Annotated in this window: 13 protein-coding genes; 11 read left to right on the plus strand and 2 right to left on the minus strand. The window is 73.3% G+C overall.

The features are described from left to right. The first annotated feature begins 296 nt into the window (after positions 1 to 296). Both ACFKCF_RS07790 and ACFKCF_RS07795 read left to right on the plus strand, forming a co-directional pair. Positions 297 to 1,082: a hypothetical protein gene (locus ACFKCF_RS07790; protein WP_394492137.1), complete on the plus strand. Its 786-nt coding sequence runs from the start codon at positions 297 to 299 to the stop codon at positions 1,080 to 1,082. A 591-nt stretch (positions 1,083 to 1,673) separates the two neighbouring features. Next, on the plus strand, positions 1,674 to 2,333 hold the full coding sequence (locus ACFKCF_RS07795) for a GNAT family N-acetyltransferase (RefSeq protein WP_394492139.1): 660 nt from the start codon (positions 1,674 to 1,676) through the stop codon (positions 2,331 to 2,333). Positions 2,334 to 2,444: 111 nt separating this feature from the next. On the opposite strand, the gene ACFKCF_RS07800 is transcribed toward ACFKCF_RS07795, so the two are convergent. Then, positions 2,445 to 5,126: a helix-turn-helix transcriptional regulator gene (locus ACFKCF_RS07800; RefSeq protein ID WP_394492141.1), complete on the minus strand. Its 2,682-nt coding sequence runs from the start codon at positions 5,124 to 5,126 to the stop codon at positions 2,445 to 2,447. Positions 5,127 to 5,654: 528 nt separating this feature from the next. Between ACFKCF_RS07800 and ACFKCF_RS07805 the strand changes: the two genes are divergently transcribed. The 9 genes from ACFKCF_RS07805 (at position 5,655) to ACFKCF_RS07845 (ending at position 17,481) form a co-directional block, all read left to right on the plus strand. Further along, positions 5,655 to 6,443, plus strand: coding sequence for a hypothetical protein (locus ACFKCF_RS07805; protein ID WP_394492143.1), 789 nt, complete (start codon positions 5,655 to 5,657; stop codon positions 6,441 to 6,443). Positions 6,444 to 6,446: 3 nt separating this feature from the next. Continuing rightward, positions 6,447 to 7,010: a hypothetical protein gene (locus tag ACFKCF_RS07810; protein ID WP_394492145.1), complete on the plus strand. Its 564-nt coding sequence runs from the start codon at positions 6,447 to 6,449 to the stop codon at positions 7,008 to 7,010. A gap of 101 nt (positions 7,011 to 7,111) precedes the next feature. Continuing rightward, positions 7,112 to 7,897 carry a phosphotransferase enzyme family protein gene (locus tag ACFKCF_RS07815; RefSeq protein WP_394492146.1) on the plus strand — a complete coding sequence of 262 codons (786 nt, stop codon included), beginning with the start codon at positions 7,112 to 7,114 and terminating at the stop codon, positions 7,895 to 7,897. A gap of 26 nt (positions 7,898 to 7,923) precedes the next feature. Then, positions 7,924 to 8,937, plus strand: coding sequence for a LacI family DNA-binding transcriptional regulator (locus ACFKCF_RS07820; protein ID WP_394492148.1), 1,014 nt, complete (start codon positions 7,924 to 7,926; stop codon positions 8,935 to 8,937). Between the two features lie 37 nt (positions 8,938 to 8,974). Next, complete coding sequence (locus ACFKCF_RS07825) at positions 8,975 to 12,466, plus strand: protein kinase (RefSeq protein ID WP_394492150.1); 3,492 nt, start codon at positions 8,975 to 8,977, stop codon at positions 12,464 to 12,466. Positions 12,467 to 12,503: 37 nt separating this feature from the next. Then, positions 12,504 to 13,556, plus strand: coding sequence for an NAD(P)-binding domain-containing protein (locus ACFKCF_RS07830; protein WP_394492152.1), 1,053 nt, complete (start codon positions 12,504 to 12,506; stop codon positions 13,554 to 13,556). Positions 13,557 to 13,692: 136 nt separating this feature from the next. Next, on the plus strand, positions 13,693 to 15,348 hold the full coding sequence (locus ACFKCF_RS07835) for a protein kinase (RefSeq protein WP_394492154.1): 1,656 nt from the start codon (positions 13,693 to 13,695) through the stop codon (positions 15,346 to 15,348). Between the two features lie 112 nt (positions 15,349 to 15,460). Next, entirely contained in the window at positions 15,461 to 16,459 is a 999-nt protein-coding gene (locus tag ACFKCF_RS07840) for a coiled-coil domain-containing protein (RefSeq protein WP_394492156.1), read from the plus strand. An 11-nt stretch (positions 16,460 to 16,470) separates the two neighbouring features. Next, entirely contained in the window at positions 16,471 to 17,481 is a 1,011-nt protein-coding gene (locus ACFKCF_RS07845) for an aldo/keto reductase (protein WP_394492158.1), read from the plus strand. Between the two features lie 179 nt (positions 17,482 to 17,660). On the opposite strand, the gene ACFKCF_RS07850 is transcribed toward ACFKCF_RS07845, so the two are convergent. After that, a complete protein-coding gene (locus tag ACFKCF_RS07850; RefSeq protein ID WP_394492160.1) occupies positions 17,661 to 19,142 on the minus strand; it encodes a sugar ABC transporter ATP-binding protein in 1,482 nt (493 codons plus the stop codon). Positions 19,143 to 19,530: the final 388 nt, after the last annotated feature.

A 19,530-nucleotide genomic window follows, 5' to 3' on the forward strand; every position in this document is an offset into this window, starting at 1 on the left:
CGGGGTTGGCGTGCTCGTACGTATGCCGTTTGAGGATGACGTGCGGCGCCCCAACGCGCCGGGCCAATTCCGCATAAATGCAAGGACGCCGTCATGATCCGACATGGCGTCGGGTGTCGCATCAGCCGCCTCTGTCCACCGGGTCATAGTGGTCGAGCCGGCTGCCTCTTCAGGCGAGCGGGTCTCCACCCCAGTCTCCACCACCGGTCCGCTGAGCCGCGCGTGGCCCCGAAAGGTCCGCGCGCCACAGGCAGGGCGCGTGCGCGTCCTTGAACGAGAAGGCTTCCACCACACGCATGACCGAGACGGACCGGATCCGAGAAGCGGGCAGAAAGCAGCGCAGGCTGGTGCTCAGCGTGCCGCAGATCGTGGGAAGCGCGATGGCCGCGGTCACGGCGGCGGTCGCGGCGTCGTACCTGGGCGTCGCCGGCACGGTGATCGGCGCCGCCGTGATGAGCTTCGCCAGTACGGTGGCCACCGACGTCTACACGCACTGTCTCAAGCGCACCGGCGACAAGGTCAAGCAGCACACGGTGAGCGTGTGGCAGGAGCGGACAGCCGAGGCGGGCGACGCCACGCTGCGGCGGTTCGCACAGGCCATGGCCTCGGTCGGGGAACTCGGGAAGGCCTTGTCGTGGGCCAAGCTGGGTGCGGCGGCCGCGCTGGTGTTCTGCGTCAGCATGGGCGGCATCCTGACCTACCAGGTGATCGTTGATCAGACCGTGGCCGACCAGGTGACCGGCAAGTCCCGGAAACGGGCCGAGCCCCGCAAATCATCCCCCAAAAAGGGCAGGCAGGCCGAGCTCCCAGCGCCGGCGCCGCATCGGGAGCCAGCGACCTCGACGCCAGCAGGCGCGTCTCCGTCGCCCACTCCCTCCACGTCACCGAAGACCCGCACCCCCACGCCGGCACCCACTGTGACACCGACGCCGGCGCAAAAGAGCGTGCCGGACCCGTCCACGTCCTCCGCTCCCGATAGGACTCCGGACGTGACCGAGCAGTCCCCGGCGCCAGGTCAGAGTGGGCCCGCCGACTCACCCTCCGCCACGCCACCGGGCAGAGTGCATATAGACCTTTTCTGAACATCGTCGTCAAGACCGTCGGGCGTTCAGCCATGGCGACCACTCGCAACCGGCGCACCTCCTCGAGAAATCGCACGATCATGACTGCCCCGTGGCGGGCACGGCGGCGGGCTCGGGTGGCTCGGTGAGCGCGGTGGAGGGCTATAGGGCGGCTCGGCGAGCCGATCGGCCGCCACGGCGAGAAGCCGTTCCGGATCGGAGGACGACCACGGCCTGAGCGGTTCGCCCGGCCGGGGGGCGCCGCCGACGTTCACCAGCGTGCCGATGCGGGCCCGCAGCCGCGCCGGGTCCAGCGGGCGGGGCCTGGCGCAGCAGCGGGCGCACTCGTGCCCGGAAGTGCTCGCGGGCGTGCCGGCCCCGCAGCGTGGTGCCGGCCACCGTGATCGCGCCCGTCTCAGGGGACAGCGACGTCTGCACGCACACCGGCTCGGCGCTCGGCCCAGGCACCACCAGGGGGCGGCTGATGGCGACCTGGTCGACCTCGACCGCTTCCGCGGCCTCCGGCATCGTCAGCCGACCGGCGGCCACACCCAAGCCGGCGCGGGCGGAAACCGGATGACGTGCCGCCGGGAAGGCGATCACGATGGTGGCATGCTCGTCGATCACTTTCCGCCGGCCGGGCTGCGGCTGACCACGCCGCGGCTCCAACTGCGGCTGCCCTCGCCCGAGGAGCTGGCCGCGCTGGCCGACCTGGCCGCCGAGGGCATCCATGACCCGGACGCCTCGCCGTTTCTCGTGCGGTGGACCGACGCGCCGCCCGCCGAGGCCGCCCGCAGCGTGATCCACTACCACTGGCGGCAGCTCGGCGCGTGGACGCCGCAGGAGTGGTCGCTCGACCTCACCGTGTTCCGGGACGGCGTGGTGGCCGGGCAGCAGAGCCTCGCCGCCCGGGACCTGGGCATCACGCGTCAGGTGCGCACCACCTCCTGGCTCGGCCGCCGCCACCAGGGGCAGGGGCTCGGCACCGAGATGCGGGCGGCCGTGCTCCACCTCGCCTTCGCCGGCCTGGACGCCGACGTGGCGCTGTCCGGCGCGCTCGAGCACAACGCCGCCTCCCTGGCCGTCTCCCGCAAGCTCGGCTATGAGCCCGACGGCCGCCTGCGCCACGCGCTGGACGGGAGGATGGTCGTGGAGCACCGGCTGCGCCTGACCCGGGACGCCTGGGAGCGGCACCGCACCGTTCCCGTCCAGATCGACGGGCTCGAGCCGTGCCTGCCCCTGATGGGCCTCGACGCGCCGTCGAGCCGCTGAATCCGAGCTCGTCGTTCAGCCCCGGAGGCGTTCGCGCGGAGCACCGTCGATCCCAAGGGGTGTGCGGGAGCCCCCGCCTACGACGGCGGCACGCTGCTCAAGTCGCGGGGCTCAGTGCATGAGCTTGGTGGTGAGGGCCACGCGTGAGCTCACCCCCAGCTTGGCGTACGCGTTCCCCAGGTGGTACTCGATCGTCTTCACGCTCAGCACCAGCTCCCTGGCCACCTGCCGGTTCGTCATCCCGGTCGCCACCAGCCGCGCCACCGCCTGCTCCTGCGGGGTCAGCCTCAGCAGCGGCGAGGCGCCCGATTCGGCGCGTGGCAGCCCGCACGCGCTCAGCTCTTGCTCGCACCGCCCCACGTACGGCACCGCGCCCAGTTCGGCGAACAGCCCGAGCGCCGGCTCCAGGTGCGACTGCGCCTGCCTGCGGCGGCCCAGCCTGCGCAGGAACCGCCCGTACGCCAGCCGCAGCCGGGCCTCGTCGAACGGCAGCCCGTCCCCCGCCCCGGCGTGCGACAGAGCAGTGGTGAAGGCGGCGTCGGCCAGGTCGTTCTCGTGGCGGGCCGCGTGCAGGCCGCCCCGGCAGCGGGCCGCCGTGGCCAGGGCCGAACGCCTGCCACGCCGCTCCGCCAGCCGCTCGGCCGCCGTCAGGCAGGTCTCGGCCCGCTCCAGCTCGCCCAGCCCCACCAGGGCGTCGATGAACAGGTCGAGCCACTGTACGACGCCGGGCTCGTACACGATGTCGTGCACCTCCACCGCCTGCAGCGGCTCCAGCGCCGCCACCGTCGCGGCGTGATCGCCCCTGGCGGCGGCCAGGTGCGCGGCGGCGCTGCACCCGTGCGCGAGCGCCGCCACCGAGTCCGCCCCGGCGACGGCCGCCCGGACGTGGGACTCCGCGAGCGGCCAGTCGCCGCGCGCGGCCGGGACGAGGGCGGCCAGCCCGTGGCAGATGGGCGAGAGCCACCGCTGGTCGGCGTCGTCGGCCACGGACGCCGCGGTCCCGGTGTGCAGGGCGGCGTCGTCCCAGCGGCCGGAGCGGTACTCGACCTGCCCCAGCATGGCCGTGGCCAGCATCCGGAACGGCACCGAACGCTCCCCGCACGCCGCCACCACCCCCGACAGGTCGGCCAGCCCGCCCGCCAGGTCGTCGGAGCAGGTGCGCAGCAGCCCGCGGCCGAGCAGCGCGTCCAGGTCGGCGATCGTCGCCGCCGCGGGCGGCGGCAGGTCGGCGGTCGCGGCCAGCGCCGCGTCGATCTCGCCGGAGACGGCCAGGCCGGTGAGCCGGGTGAAGCGGTTGTAGTCGATGCTGAGGCGGTAGCCGGGGGAGTTGCGGGCGCGTTCGGCCCAGCGGGCGGCCTGCCTGCCCTCGGCCTTGACCAGGCAGAGCATGGCGAGCTGCTGCGCCGCCCGCGCCGCCAGGCCCGACTCGGGCGGCCCGGCCTGCTCCCAGGCCGTGATGAGCTGCGCCCGCGCCTCCTCGACCTGGCCGCGCACCATGGCCAGGTGGCCGAGCGCGTAGCCGCGCACCGCCGGGTGCGCGTCCTCGGGCAGGCTCGCGGTCAGCCCGGCCGCCTCGTCCACCCGCCCGTCCAGCAGCAGCGCCTCCACCGCCTCGGCGGCCAGCGGCGCGGGGTCACCCGACAGCTCCGCCGCCGCCTTCAGGTGCTCGGCCGCGCCGCCGAACGTGCCGAGCCGTACCTGGGCCCGGCCCAGCTCCGCCAGCTCGGACGCCAGCTCCGGGCTCGGGCCCGCCACCGCCTCGATGCGGTGCCGCAGCCGCGCCTGCTCGCCCTCCGCCACCAGCGCCGCCCTCGCGTGCAGGGCCGAGCGGTGCGCCGGGCCCAGGTCGCGGTAGACGGCCGCGCGGATCAGCGGATGCGCGAACGCCGCCACGGGGCCGCGCGAAGAGGACCGTTCCAGCAGTACGCCCTCGCGCACGGCCTCTTCGAGCGCCTGCAGCGGCTCGGACACCCCCGCCACCCGCGCCGCCAGGTGCAGCGGGCACGACATGCCCAGCACGCTGACCGCGCCGACCAGCTCGCGCACCGGCGGCGCGCACCTGGCCACCTTGGCCAGCACCAGCATCGTGTACGACACGGGCGCCGGCAGCGGCTGGGCCAGGTCGTCCAGCGCCTGCAGGGGCACCTCCTCCAGCAGCGCCCGCAGGTGCAGCGGCACGCCCTCGGTGTGGGCGACCAGCCTGGCCACCGCCCGCTGCGACACCCGGCCGCCGACCAGGGCGGCCACCTCCGGCTCCCGCAGCCCGCGCAGCCGCAGCCGGCGGGTGGTGTCGGCGGCGATGAGCCGCCGCAGCCCCTCGGGCCCCGGCAGCGTGGCGGCCTCGCGCAGCATGAGCACCGCCATGACCCGGTCCACGCGCAACCTGCGCAGGCAGAACGTCAGCGCCCGCAACGTCGGCGCGTCCGCCCAGTGCACGTCGTCCACGACCAGGCAGAGCGGCTCGCTCGCCTGCCGCTCGCTCAGCTCCGGCAGCAGCGCCGCCCCGACGGCCAGCGGATCGGGCGGCTCCGCCGTGGCCGGCGCCTCGATCTGCGCGGGGAGCCCGCCGAACAGCCTGGTCAGCGTCCCGTACGGGAGCAGCGCCTCCCCCTCGTCGCCGTCGGTGAACAGCACGTTGCCCGTCCCGCACGTCTCCAGGAACCGCTGGACCAGGGTCGTCTTCCCGATGCCCGCCGGTCCCTCGACCACGACGAGCCTGGGCAGTCCGGCGCGGGCGCGCTCGAACTCCGCGGCCAGGCACCGGAGCTCCTGATCCCGTCCGACGAACGTCATACCGGCCTCCGCACGCTGGGAAATCCAACGTTGCGCGGCGCGGCGGGCGGCTCAAGTAAGACTTGCCTGTCCCCTTGTCCAGAGGGCGCGCGAAAACCAGGGGTTATCCCCAGGTCGCCGGGCCGGCCCGCGTCCCCGCGGCCGCTGCCGCGGGCGGCCCGGCCTGCCGGGCGGGCTCCCGAGGCCCGCACTCCAGGGGAAATCCCGGGGGCGCTCCCTGAAGCGCGGGCCCCCTGGGCGGCGGACCATGTGAGGCGGGCCCCAATGGGAGGGGTGCGGGCGAGGGCCGCCGGCGGTTCGCGCAGAACGGCCCCGGTCCTCGCCGCGCAGGAGGGCACGCCTCCCGTTCCCGTGTCACCACCGTCACACGGGGGAGGCCGTACGGGGCGGTCACGAGCGTAGCCACACGTGGCCGCCCCGATCCCGCTCATCGACTCCCGCCAGGGCCCGAGGTTGCCCGGGCCTTTACCGATCCGTGCTTCACGCCATCATTGCACTGTGTGATAGTAATGTGACGTTGCGTATCCGATGAGTTTCGGGAGATTCTTCATGGTGGCGTACACGCTCTCAGTCGTGGCGGCGGTGGGCGCGGTGGCGCTCACCGCGCTGATCTTCAGGAAGGTCAAACGGGCCGAAGAGGACCGCGACCCCGGCGGCCCGTCGGTCGCGCACGCCGGAGCAATGCTGTCGGCCATGTTCCTGCTGGTCTTCGCCATCGCGATCATCGTTCCCTGGACCACGGCCGACGCCGCCCGGCTCAACACCCACACCGAGAGCCAGGCGGCGGTCGACGCCTACTGGGCGGCCGACGCCCTGCCGGGCACCGCGCCGCAGGACGTGCGCAGGGCGCTGCGCGACTACATCACGTTCGTGGTCAGGGACGAGTGGCCCCTCATGGCCGAGGGCCGGATGGACCCGGTCGGCGCCGCCAGGATGGACGAGCTGCGCGGCCGCGTCACCGACCTGCAGGTGAGCGGCGACAAGCAGGACGACGCCAAGAGCGCCGTGCTGGAGAAGCTCAGCGCGATCTCCACCGCGCGGGCCCAGCGCACCGCCGACGCCGCCGCGACGCCTCCCGCGGGGCTGCTGCACCTGACCATCCTCACCGGGGTCCTGGTCACCATCTTCCCGTTCCTGGCCGGGGCCAGGCCGAGAGGGCCGGCGCTGCTGCCGCTGCTGGCGACGGCCGCGCTGCTGGGCTTCGGCATCTACCTGACGTGGGACATCTCCCACGCCTTCGCCGGGCCGCTGGCCGTGGGGCCCGAGGCGTTCCAGGGGGCGTTGCAGGAGTTCACCCGCATCGGCGGGGTGGTGTGAGCGATGGGCGTCCGGCGCGCTCCGCTGCTGTTCGCCGTGGCCCTGGCCGCCGTGGCCGTCGCGGGTCCCGCCGCGGCCGACGGGGTGCCGTGGCCGCGCCCGGTGCCGCAGGTGACCGTACGCCCGCCGGCACCCCCGAAGAACGTGACCGTCGGCCCCACGGTGACGGTGCCCCGGGTCCGGACGCGGCGCTGGCCCAGGCCCAAGGTGTCGATCTCGGTCCCGCCCCGCAAGCGCTGGGCGCCGCCCGCGGTCGTGCTGCCGCACGTGACGGTCTACCGGGACGGCGTGTGCACGGCAGAGGTCCACGTGGGGGAGTGCCCGCGCAGGAGAGCGGGCCGGGCGCGCCCGTCCGCTCCCTGGACGGCGCCCGTGCCGGTGCCGGTGCCGACGCCCACCCCCAAGAAGACGCCCAAGCCGAAGGCGACGGTCCCGCTGACGCGCTACCAGCGGGCCGAGGCGGGCCCGTCCCGGCGCAAGAGCCCGCTGAACACCGTGCTGGTGATGACCGTGATCGTGTCGGCGATCACCTCGACGACGGCCGTGGCCTTCCGCTCCCGCCGCTGATCCGTTATTCGCCTGCCTTGTCCCGGTGCCGCGTGGCACACTGACCGCCGGGCCCGGAGATCATCGTCCGGTGCCCAGCGGTGATCGGGGGAGAGGCGGCCGTGGCCGACGAAGAGGTGCTGACCGGTGGCGGCGTCAACCACGTGGTGCGGGTCGGCTCGACCGTGCGGCGGCCGGCGGGGGCCTGGACCCCCGCCGTTCACGCGCTGCTCGGCCACGTCCGGGCGCGCGGGTTCACCGGCGCGCCCCAGGCGCACGGGATCGACGGCGAAGGGCGGGAGATCCTGGACTTCGTGCCCGGCGACGTTCCCGGCTATCCGCTGCCGGAGTGGGCCTTGACCGATGACGCGCTGGCAGCCCTGGGCACGCTCCTGCGGGAGTATCACGACGCCACGCTCGGCTTCCCCGCCGATCCCGATTCTTCGTGGTACTTCCCGCCGGTGGGCCCGGCGGAGGTGATCTGCCACGGGGACGTGGCCACGTACAACTGCGTGTTCCGCGACGGCTTGCCGGTCGCGTTCATCGACTTCGACACGGCGCATCCCGGGCCGCGGATCTGGGACGTGGCCTATGCCGCCTACCGGTTCGTCTCGCTCAGCGATCCCCGGCACGAGGGGGTGGGCTCGTGGCCGGTGGCGGAGCAGGCGCGGCGGCTGCGGTTGTTCGCCGACGCGTACGGGCTCGGCGACGCGGACCGGCGCGCGCTCCCGTCCACCGCGCGCGCCCGGCTGCAGCACCTCGTCCGCCACATGTACGACCGGGCCGCCGCCGGCGACGAGGCGTTCGCCGGGCACATAGCCCGGGGCGACGACCGGTTCTACCATGCGGACATGGCGCACCTGACCCGCTGCGAGTCCGCGTTCCGGTCCGCCCTTGTGACACCCTGATGATCGCTCCAGCCGCGGGAGGCACGATGCCGGACACCCCCAGGCGCGCCACCCTGGCCACCGTCGCCGCCTCGGCCGGCGTGTCGGTCGCGACCGTCTCCAAGGTGCTCAACGGCCGCAGCGACGTCGCGCCCGCCACCCGATCCCTGGTGGAGTCGCTGCTGCGCGAGCACGAGTACGTCCCGGCCACGGGGCGCCGCGAGCTGTGCGGAAGCGTCGAGCTGCAGTTCGACGACGACCTGAACGCCTACTCCACCGAGATCATCCAGGGCGCGGTGCAGGCCGGGGCCGAGATCGGCGTCGGGATCGTCGTCAGCATCAAGAAGGACGCCGGCCACAGCACCGCCTGGGTCCGTGACCTGGTGGCCGCCGGCCGCACCGCGCTGATCGCCGTCACGTGCGAGCAACTGGCCGCCCAGCAGGTGGCCGCGCTGGCGCGGGCCCGCCTGCCGCTGGTGCTGATCGACCCGCTGAACCTGCAGAGCGCCAGCGTGACCAGCGTCGGCTCCACGAACTTCGCCGGGGGGCTGGCCGCCACCCGGCACCTGCTCTCGCTCGGCCACCGCCGCATCGCCTACGTCGGCGGCCCGGCCACCGCCGCCTGCAACCAGGCTCGGCTGCACGGCTACCGCGCCGCCCTGGAGGCCGAGGGCGCGCCGATGATCCCCGAGTACGTGTGGACCGGCCAGTTCCGCTATCACGACGGGCTGCTGGGCGGCGCGGCCGTCCTCGACCTGCCGCGGGCGCCGACGGCGATCTTCGCGGGCTGCGACGAGGTGGCCCTGGGGGTCATGGAGGCCGCCAGGGCGCGCGGCCTGCGCATCCCCGATGACATCAGCGTCGTGGGCTACGACGACACCCAGGTCGCCCGGATGGCCTCGCCGCCGCTGACCACCGTCCGCCAGCCGCTGCGCGAGATGGGCGGGATGGCGCTGCGCACCGCGTTGCGGCTGGCGGCCGGCGAGAAGATCGACTCCCGTCACGTGGAGCTGGCCACCGAGCTGATCGTCCGCAAGTCCACGGCACCCGTGCCCGGGTGAGGTCAACCAATCACGCCCCATTCGCATCAAAGGTCACGTGGAGAGTCTGGCACCGGGTGATCCGGTCAAGATCGGCAAATACTGGCTGGCCGGGCGGCTCGGCTCCGGCGGCCAGGGCGTCGTCTATGAGGCGTACGACGGCGACGGCGGCCGGTACGCGCTCAAGGTGCTGCACTCGGAGGTACGCGACCGGCTGGCCAAGGAGGCCGCCGCCGCCCGCAGGGTCGCGTCCTTCTGCACCGCCAGGGTGATCGACGCAGACCCGACAGCCAGCCCGCCGTACATCGTGAGCGAATACGTCGAGGGCGTGGACCTGCGGCGGGCCGGGCGGCGGTTCGCGGGCGACGACCTGCACCGGCTGGCCACCGCCGTGGCGACCGCGCTGACCGCGATCCACGAGGCCGGGGTCGTGCACCGGGACCTCAAACCGGACAACGTGCTGCTCGGCCCCGACGGGCCGCGCGTGATCGACTTCGGTATCGCCCGCACCGAGGAGATGTCGCGCACGGCCGGCGACTACATCGCGGGCACGCCCACGTACATGGCGCCGGAGGTCTTCTCCGGGGGGCGGGCCGGCACCGCGGCCGACGTGTTCGCCTGGGGCGGGATCATGGTGTTCGCCGCCACCGGGCAGGACCCGTTCAGGGCGGAGACGCTCGCGGGGGTCATGCACCGCGTGCTCACCTTCGAGCCCGACCTCGGCGCGCTGCCCGCGTCGCTGCGGCCGCTGGTGGCGGCGGCGCTGAGCAAGGACCCAGGGCGGCGGCCGAGCGCGCGGGGGCTGCTGCTCGCCCTCGTCGGAGGCGCGATCGACCCGCTCGGGGAGGGCAGCCAGCGCGGCGAGGGCCTGCGGGCCGCCGCCGCCGACCCGGGGCTCGGCACGCTCGCCGAGGACGCCTACGACCTGCTCGCTCCCGAGGAGCGCGAGCTGGTGCCCGACCTGCTGCTGCGGCTGATCACGATCGACGGCGACGGCACGGAGACCGTACGGCGCGCGTCCGTGGACGACCTGCTCCCCGAGCGGCCCGCGGAGCGGCGGCGCATCCTGGACGTCTTCGGCTATATCCTCACCGAACGCGACGGCGAGGTGAGCATCGTCCGCCCGGCCGTGCTGCGCGCCTGGCCCAGGCTGCGCGGCTGGGTGGAGGCCGACCGGCATGGGCTCGGCGTCCTGCCCGAGATCTCCCGTGCCGCCCATGCCTGGCACGACCACGGCCGCAAGGACGGCGACCTGTTCCAGGGCAGCAGGCTCGAGGCCGTGCTCGACTGGGCCGCCACCGGCCGGAACCAGGTGACGCTGACCCCGCTCGAACGTGACTTCCTGGCCGCCGCGAACGGCGTCACGCGGCGCCGCGCCGGCCGCCGCCGCCTGCTCACCGTGGCACTGGCGGGACTGCTGGTGGTGGCGGTGATCGGCGCCGGGGTCGCGGTGCAGCAGGGACGCCAGGCCGCCGAGCAGCGCGACCGGGTGGCGACCGAACGCGACCGCGCCCGTGGCCGCGAGCTGGTCCACCAGGCCGACGACCTGCGCACGGTGAACCCGGTGCGGGCCATGCTGCTCAGCCTCGCCGCCTGGCGGCTGGCACCGGGCACCGACACCCGCTCCAGCCTCACCTCGGCCGTCTACCAGCGCGAGAGCACGTCGTTCAGCCCGCCCGCCGGCGAGGGCGCGGCCACGCAGGCGGTCAGCGGCGACGGCCGCGTCCTCGCCGCCGCGAGCGAGCGCGGCGTGCGCGTGTACGACGTCGCGACCGGCCGCCAGGCCGCCTCCTGGACCTCGCCGCGGCTGGCCGAGGGCGTGAACCAGGTGGCGCTGAGCCGCACCGGCCGGCTGCTGGCCATCGTGGCCGGCCAGTCCATGACCGTGTGGCAGACACGTACCGGCCGCCTCGTCGGCGTCAAGAAGGCGGGCGACGACCCGGAGCTGCTCCACCCCGCTTTCGGCGACCAGGACTCGCTGCTGGCGATCAGCGGCACCGACGGCGTGACGGACCTGTGGGACGCCGAACGCGGCCGCGAGCTCCCCACCAAGGAGTGGGGCGAGCTCACCCAGTTCACCGTCGCCTCCTCGGGCAGACTGGTCGCGATCGTGGGGCCCTCTGGGCAGACGATCCGCGTGTGGCGGCTGCCGGGCATGCGGCGCGTGCCCGCTCTCGAGAAGAGCTGCGGCACGGAACCGGTCGTGGGATTCAGCGCGGACAGCCGGCTCATGTACTGCGCCGGGGAGCGGTTCCAGCTCCGGGACACCGCGTCGGGCCGGCTGGTCGCCGACTCGGAGGCGGAGCAGGACGGCTTGACCTGGGGGGACGCGGTGAGCCAGGCGACCCCCGGCACCCGGTGGGTGGTCCGGCTCAGCGCCGACAACCAGCTGGTCGCCGGCGCGCGCGGGCAGCGCGTCTGGGTCTGGGACATGACCACGCACCAGGAGATCCTCAGATACGAGGCGCCGGGCGAGGTCACCGACGTGTGGTTCGACCCGACCGGCCAGACGCTGCGCTACCGGGTGGACGAGCGCATCGTCAGCCTCGCCCTGCGGCCCGGCACCGCGAGCACCCGGGCGCCCTCCGGAGCGCAGATCGAGGCGATCAGCCCGGACGCGCGCCGGCTGCTGATCAGCACGTCGTCCGCGTACCGGACGTGGGACGTGGCCGCGCGGCGCTCGATCGCGTCGTACCCCAACCCCGGCAACCCGATGCCGTGGCGGTTCAGCCCCGCCAATGACAGCCTGGTCTTCCAGGACGGGGAGGCGGTCATCGCCTACAGCCTCACCGACGGGCGGCGGCTGTGGTCGTTCGGGGGCATTCCGGCGTTCCTCCCCATGGGCGGGGCCTACAGCCGGGACGGCCGCCTGTTCGCGGCGGTCTTCGCGCGCGACAACCAGAAACAGGATGACTTCCGCCTGCGGGTGTGGGACGCGCGCACCGGGAAGGCGGTCAGCAGCGTGACACTGCCGTTCGTCACCCGCGACTTCGTCTTCCTCGCCGACGGCAGGACGATCGCGTCGGCGAGCGGGCACTTCTACGACATCATGACCGGCAAGCCCGTCGGCACCGGGTTCGGCGCGGCGCGGAACCAGGGTTACATGGTCGTCGATCCCGCCGGGCGGCGGCTGGCCACGCACGACGGGCACCGCCTCAGCCTGTGGGACCTGAGCGCCCGGCGGCTCCTGCTGCCTGACCTGCGCGTTTCCGGCCTGGAATTCGACGCCGTCGTGTTCTCCCCCGGTGGCGACGTGATCGCCGTCTCCGACGTGAGCGGCGGGATCCATCTGTGGGACGTGGCGACCCGGCAGCCGCTGGGCGGGGAGATCCGGCTCGACAGCAGCGGCAGCGTGCACCTCATGGCCTTCACCGGAGACGGGAGGCTGCTGCGGGTGGTCGGCACGTCGGAGCGGGTCCACGACCTGCCGGTCGCGCCGGAGGCGATGGTGAGCGCGGTGTGCGCGCGGGCCGGCCGCACGCTCAGCCTCCAGGAGTGGCGCGACTATCTGGGTGCCACGCCGTACCGGGACGTGTGCGCGAAGACGTGAGGGAAGAGCGCGGGCCCGGCGGTGGTTTCACCTGATCGTGGAAGAGACCGAGGTGGTGGTGATCGGCGCCGGGCAGGCGGGGCTGTCCAGCGCGTACTTCCTGCGCCGGTTCGGGTTCGAGCCGGTCGTCCTGGACGCGGCCGGCGGGGCGGGAGGGGCGTGGCGCCACCGGTCGCCGTCGCTGACCATGGACAAGGTGCACGGGATCTTCGACCTGCCGGGCGTCGCCCGTCCCGTGGGCGTGGACGGGCGCCGTCCCGCCGCGGAGGTGGTCCCCGAGTACTACGCGGCCTACGAGGAGGAGCTGGGACTGGACGTCGTACGGCCGGTGCGGGTCGCCTCCGTCCGGCACGGCGCCGACGGCCGGTTGGTGATCGGCACGGACGCGGGGGAGTGGTCGGCCCGCGCCTTGATCAACGCTACGGGCACCTGGACCCGGCCTCACTGGCCCTACTACCCCGGCGCGCCGGACTTCGCGGGCCGCCAGCTCCATTACGCGGGCTACCGGGGGCCGGAGGAATTCGCGGGGCGGCGCGTGATCGTGGTGGGCGGCGGGGCGTCGGCGATGCACGTGCTGTCGGAGATCGCCGGGATCGCCGCCGGCACGGCCTGGGTGACGCGGCGGCCGCCGGTGTTCCGGGACGACGACTTCGGTGAGAACGCCAGGCGCGAGGCCGTCGCGCTGGTCGAGGAGCGCGTGCGCGCGGGGCTCCCGCCGCAGAGCGTGGTGAGCGTCACCGGCCTCGGCTACAGCACGGTCGTACGCCAGGCCCTGGCCAAGGGCGCGCTGGAACGCCTGCCCATGTTCCAGCGCATCACCGCGCACGGCGTCACCTGGTCTGACGGCGCCCACCTGGAGGCGGACACGATCATCTGGGCCACCGGCTTCCGCTCGGCGCTCGACCACCTCGCGCCGCTGCGTCTCAGGGAGCCGGGCGGCGGGATCAAGGTGGACGGCACCCAGGCCGTCAGGGAGCCGGCCCTGCAACTGGTCGGCTACGGCCCCTCGGCCAGCACCATCGGCGCGAACCGCGCCGGGCGCGCGGCCGCGCGCAACGTCCACGGATACCTGGCGCGGCAGGCTGCCTGACCGACCTACTATGCGGAGTAGTAAAAATACCGATTGCGGCAGCGGGCCGGTCACTCCCGCGAAGGGACTCGACACGGGGTGTGACCCCAGGTTAGCGTCCTGACATAAGGATCTTTATCCGGTCAGGAGGTCCCACATGGAAGTTCCCGGCTACACCGAGATCCGGGAACTCGGACACGGCGGGACAGGCCGGGTGATGCTCGCCGTACGGGACTCAGACGGGCTGGCCGTCGCGATCAAACACCTGTCCGAGCCGCTGCGCGCGGACGGGGAGTTCGTCGAGCGGTTCCGGGCGGAGGCCGAGGTCATCCGCGAGATCGACAGCCCGCACACCGCCCGCCTGCTCGAATACGTCGAGGGCCAGGACGACGCCGTCATCGTGATGGAACTGGTCGACGGCGTCACGCTGCGGCGGCTGCTGGAGCACGAGGGCGCGACCGGCCCGGAGGCGGCGCTCGTGGTGCTGAAGGGCGCGCTGCTCGGGCTGGCCGAGGCGCACCGGCGCGGCGTCGTCCACCGGGACTTCAAACCCGAGAACGTCATCATCACCCAGGACGGCGAGAGCAAGCTCGTCGACTTCGGCGTGGCGGCCCACTTCGGGGAGACGGCCGCGCTCGTCGGCACGCCCCCGTACATGGCGCCCGAGCAGTGGGACGACGCGCCGGCCAGCGCGGCGACCGACGTGTACGCGGCCACGCTGGTGTTCTTCGAGTGCCTGACCGGCCACCGCGCCTTCCAGGGCGAGAACGTGGCCGCGCTCGCCTACCAGCACCAGCACATCCTGCCCCAGCTGGGGGAGGTCGAGGAGCCGCTGCGGCCGCTGCTCGAACACGGCCTGGCCAAGGACCCGGCCGGGCGACCCGTGTCGGCGGAGGCGTTCCTGGCCGAGCTGGAGGGGGTCGCGCTCGCCGAGTACGGCGACGAATGGGAGACGCGCGGGCGGGCCGGGCTCGGCATCCTGCTCCTGCCGCTGGCCGCGCTGTTACCCAAGCCGCAACCGGTTGCCGAGAGCGCCACCAGCGTGGTGCAGAGCACGCTGGCGCCGGCGGCCAAGTTCGCGGTGACGGGTGGGCTGGTGCTGGCGACCGCCGCCGCGGTCGTGTCGGCGTTCGTGATCCTCGGGGACTCGCCGGAGCCGGGGCCGGGTGCCGCGCTGCCGCCCGCCACGACCGCCGCGCCGCCGCCGTCGCGGACCCCGGCGCCCGCCTCGCCGACCTCCGCGCCGACTTCCTCCGGGCCGACCTCCTCCGGGCCCACCCCGAGTGTCCCGGTCACGGGAACGCCGCTCGTCACGTACGCCGGTCAGCCGACGGCTCCTCCCGGCTCGCCTCCTTCCACCTCGACGCGGGAGCCGACCGGCGGGCCCACGACCAGGGAACCGACGCGGGAGCCGACGCGGTCCAGCCGGCCGACCGAGCGGCCCACCGAGCGGCCCACCGAGCGGCCCACCACGCGGCCGCCCACCAGCCAACCCCCGGCCACGAGACCCCCGACGACCAGGCCGCCGGACACCGACCCGCCCGCCACCCGGCCTCCGACCACGAGCCCGCCCGACCCCGGCACGCCGCCCGCGACCAGGAACAGGGATCCGCTCATCTCCGTCTCCGTCAAGGTGTCGGTGAACCTGCCGATCCTCGGGGGCGACGGCGATGACGGGCTGCTGGACGCCGACATCGACCTCGGTCTGGGGTCGAGCCTTCTGGGGATGGTGGTCGTGCCGGGCTCGGTGCTGGTCGGACGGCAGATCGTGGCGCGGAGGGTACGACGGCCGCGCGATACCGAAAAGTTGTGAGTTGTGTGCGGAGCGGGATGATCCCCTACTATCAGCAGTCGGATAGAGGGCGTCCCCCGGCCTGGATAACTGCTGACCGGAACCTGCCCTGCGGCTCGGGGTGAGGAGAAGTGTGGCGGTTGCGTCCCGCGCCGACCGGCTTCGCGGACTGGTTCGTACGCTCTCCGCGGCGACGCTCGCCGTGGCGCTGCTGACGGCGGGGGCGCCGGCGCAGGCCGCGCCCAAGCCCTCGGTGAAGCAGCTCAAGAAAGAGCTCGCCGCACTCCAGAAGGAGTCGGACAAGCTCATCACCGACTACTACAGCAGCAGAATCGCCCAGCAAAAAGCCGAAAAATCGGAAAAGTCGGCGCGCGAGAAGCTGGCCGCGGCCCAGGCGGTCTATGACCGCGAGTCCGCCGAGCTCCGCGCCATGGCCGTCGCCCAGTACATCGGCGGCGATCCCGGCCAGTTCTCCATGCTCACCTCCGACCGGGACCCGACGTCGCTGCTCGGCCGGATGGCGCTCAACCAGCACCTCGTCACGCTCCAGCAGACCCGGCTGCGCGGCTACGCCCAGGTCAGGGACACCCACCAGCAGGCCAAGGACGAGGCCGACGCGCGTGCCAAGGAGCTCACCCAGACGGTGGACGAGCTGGACAAGCGCAAGAAGAAGGCCGAGAAGCAGATCGAGCGGATCAAGGAGAAGATCGACCAGCTGTACATCGGGCCGGGCGTGCGGCGGCCGGACGGCACGTGGGTGCCGCAGCTGCCCGGCGGGGCCGACAACATCACGCCCCGGATGCGGCTGGTCAAGCAGCTCATCCAGGAGCGGTTCGGCGTCCCGAACGGGATCGGGTGTTACCGGGCGATCCAGGACGGCGGCGAGCATCCGCTCGGGCGGGCCTGCGACTTCATGCTGAGCCGTGGCGGCGCGATGCCGTCGGGGGCGGAGGTCGCGCGCGGCAACGAGATCGCGGAGTGGGCGATCAAGAACTCCAAGCGACTCGGGATCATGTACATCATCTACCGGCAGCGGATCTGGCACGCCAGAACCGGCTCCTGGCGCACCATGTCGGACCGGGGCGGCACGACGGCCAACCACTACGATCATCCCCATATTTCGGTTTATTAGGGGGTTGAGCGATGCGCTACCGGCTGCTGGGCAACACCGGGTTACGGGTGTCGGAGCTGCTTCTGGGGGCGATGACGTTCGGGGAGCAGGGCGGGGTGGGCGCGCCGATCGAGGAGTGCCGCCGCATGCTCGACCTGTATGCCGACGCGGGCGGCAACGTCGTGGACACGGCGATCAACTACCGGGGCGGGGCCAGCGAGGCCATCGTGGGCGAGCTGCTCGAAGGCCGCCGGGACCGGTTCGTCCTGTCCACCAAGTACACCGTCAGCCGTGACGGCGCCGACCCCAACGCGGCCGGCAACCACCGCAAGAACCTGCGGCTGTCCCTGGAGACGAGCCTGCGCCGGCTCCGGACCGACTACGTGGACATCTACTGGGTCCACCTGTGGGACCGGCACACGCCGATCGAGGAGACGATGCGCGGTCTCGACGAGGCCGTGCGGTCCGGCAAGGTGCTCTATGTCGGCATATCCGATGCTCCGGCGTGGGTGGTGTCGAGGGCCAACACGATCGCCGAGTTCCGCGGGTGGGCGCCGTTCGCGGGGCTGCAGGTGCCGTACAGCCTGCTGCAGCGGGACATCGAGCGGGAGCTCCTGCCCATGGCCGAGTCGTACGGGATGAGCGTGACCGCCTGGAGCCCGCTGGCCGGAGGGATCCTGTCGGGCAAGTTCACCCGGGGCACGGCGCAGGCGGGGACGCGGGTGGCGGCCGACTCGGTCAGCGAGCACGACCACGCGGTGGCGCGGGCGGTGCAGGAGGTGGCCGACTCGCTGGGGGCGTCGAGCTCGCAGGTGGCGATCGCGTGGACGCGGGCGCGGTCGCGGGCCGTGCTGCCGATCGTGGGGGCGCGGACGGTGGAGCAACTGGCTGACAACCTCGGGGCGGTGGACGTCGACCTTCCGGAGGACGCCGTACGACGCCTGGACGAGGCGACGGGCTTCACGCTCGGCTTCCCTGCCGACTTCATCGCACAGACCTCACCCTGGGTCTTCGGCGAAGCCTCCCACCACCTGGACACCTGACCTCCCACTCGGGCCGGCGCACGTCCCCACCCACCCGGCGCGTCCCCTCCCACCCGGCCGGCTCCTGTCCCCACCCGCGTCGGCCGGTTCCTGCCCTCCCTGCCTTCCCGCGTCGGGTGGTGTTCGACTCTGCCTGGCCTGGTCGGGCTGGGCTAGGCGGTGGCCTCTCCGCTGCCGGGCTAGTCTTTGGCCAGGGCCGCCAGCAGCCGGTCCTCCGTGACCTCGGGCCCGACCAGCTGATCGGTGATCGCCCCGTCCCGCAGCACGACCACGCTGTCGCAGTTCTCCACCAGCTCGCTCACGTCCGACGAGATCAACAGGATCGCCAGCCCGTCCACCGCCAGCTCGTCCAGCAGCGCCTGCATCTCCACCTTCGTCGCCACGTCCACGCCCCGGGTCGGCTCGTCCAGCAGCAGCACCTTCGGGTGCATGGCCAGCCACCGCGCCAGCAGCACCTTCTGCTGGTTCCCGCCCGACAGCTCCCCGGCGGGCTGCCGCGGGGAGACGGCCTTGATCCCGAGCCGCTTCATGAACGTCGCCACGATGCTGTCCACCCGCGCGTCCGACACGATCCCCGCCCGCGACAGCCGGGGCAGAGCCGCCAGCGCGATGTTGTCGCGCACCGACAGCGTCGGCACGATGCCCTCGGTCTTCCGGTTCTCCGGCACCAGGCCGACACCGGCGCGGATGGCGTTCCTGATCGACCACTTGCGAGAACGGGCCCCCGCCACCGTCACCTGGCCCGCGTCCACCGGAAGCACGCCCGCGATGGCCCGGGCCGTCTCGCTGCGCCCCGCGCCGAGCAGCCCGCCCAGGCCGATCACCTCGCCCGCCCGCATCGCGAGCGACACCCCGTCCAGTACGTGGTGGCGGGTCAGCCCCTTGGCCTCGAGCACCGGCAGGTCGGCGGACTCGGCCGGCTCGCCGATGTGCGGAGCGGGCTCCACGGGGTGGAACGGCCGTCCCAGCATGAGTGAGACCAGGCGTAACCGGTCGAGTCCCGCCAGCGGTCCCGTGTGCACGACCCGCCCCTCGCGCAGCACCGTGACCCGGTCGCAGATCCCGTACAGCTCCTCCAGCCGGTGCGTGACGTACACGACCGACCGGCCCTCCTGGCGCAGCCGCCGCACGGCCCCGAACAGCGTCTCCAGCTCGCCGTGCGCCAGCGCCGACGTGGGCTCGTCCATGATGACCAGGCGCGCGTCCTCCGAGGCGGCCCTGGCCAGCGCGACGAGCTGGCGCGCGCCGTCGCCCAGCGCGCCGAGCGGCCTGCGCACGTCAACCTCCAGCCCGTACGCGGCCAGCACCCGCTCGGCCCGCGCGTGCACGGCCGCGGAGTCGATCAGCCCGAGCCGCCCCCTCGGCTCCCTGCCCAGGAGGAGGTTGCGGGCGACGCTCATGGTCGGTACGAGGTTCGTCTCCTGATGGACGGTGGCGATCCCGGCCCGCTTGGCATCGGCCGGACTGGCGAACCTCACCGGCTCACCCATGAGGCGCAACTCGCCCGCTTCCGGCTGATGGACCCCGGAGAGCACCTTCACCAGGGTCGACTTACCCGCCCCGTTGCCGCCGATCAGCGCATGCACCTCGCCGGGGCGCACGGACAGGGTGACGTGGTCGAGGGCGGTGACACCCTGGAACGTCTTGAGAACGCCTGCCACCTGTAGCACGGTTGCCTCCGCCTCGATCCTGGTCGAGGAAGGAAACACTACAGTAACGGCCTTGTCACATTCGATCAGAAACGAGCGTAACCCGTCACCCAACACAACGACGCATCGTCCGAGCCCTGGAGCCCTGGAGCCCTGGAGCCCTGGAGCCCTGGAGCCGAGCCCCGAGCTTCCAGCCCCCGAGCCCTCCGGTCCCTGAGTCCGCGAGCCCCCGGTCCCCGGTCTCTAACCCGGAGTGCGCAGCTCCCAGCCCTAGCCCCAACGCCGTTCAGTTAGGGCTGGGGTAGCAGCGTCAAGGGCTGGCCGGGATCATGTTGATGCTGATGGTGGCTTTGTAGGTGGTCCGGTCGATGGCGGGTCCGCGGGCGTTGTATTTGGAGAT

Origin of the sequence: Nonomuraea sp. JJY05, assembly GCF_043496855.1 — a bacterium.
GTDB lineage: Bacteria > Actinomycetota > Actinomycetes > Streptosporangiales > Streptosporangiaceae > Nonomuraea.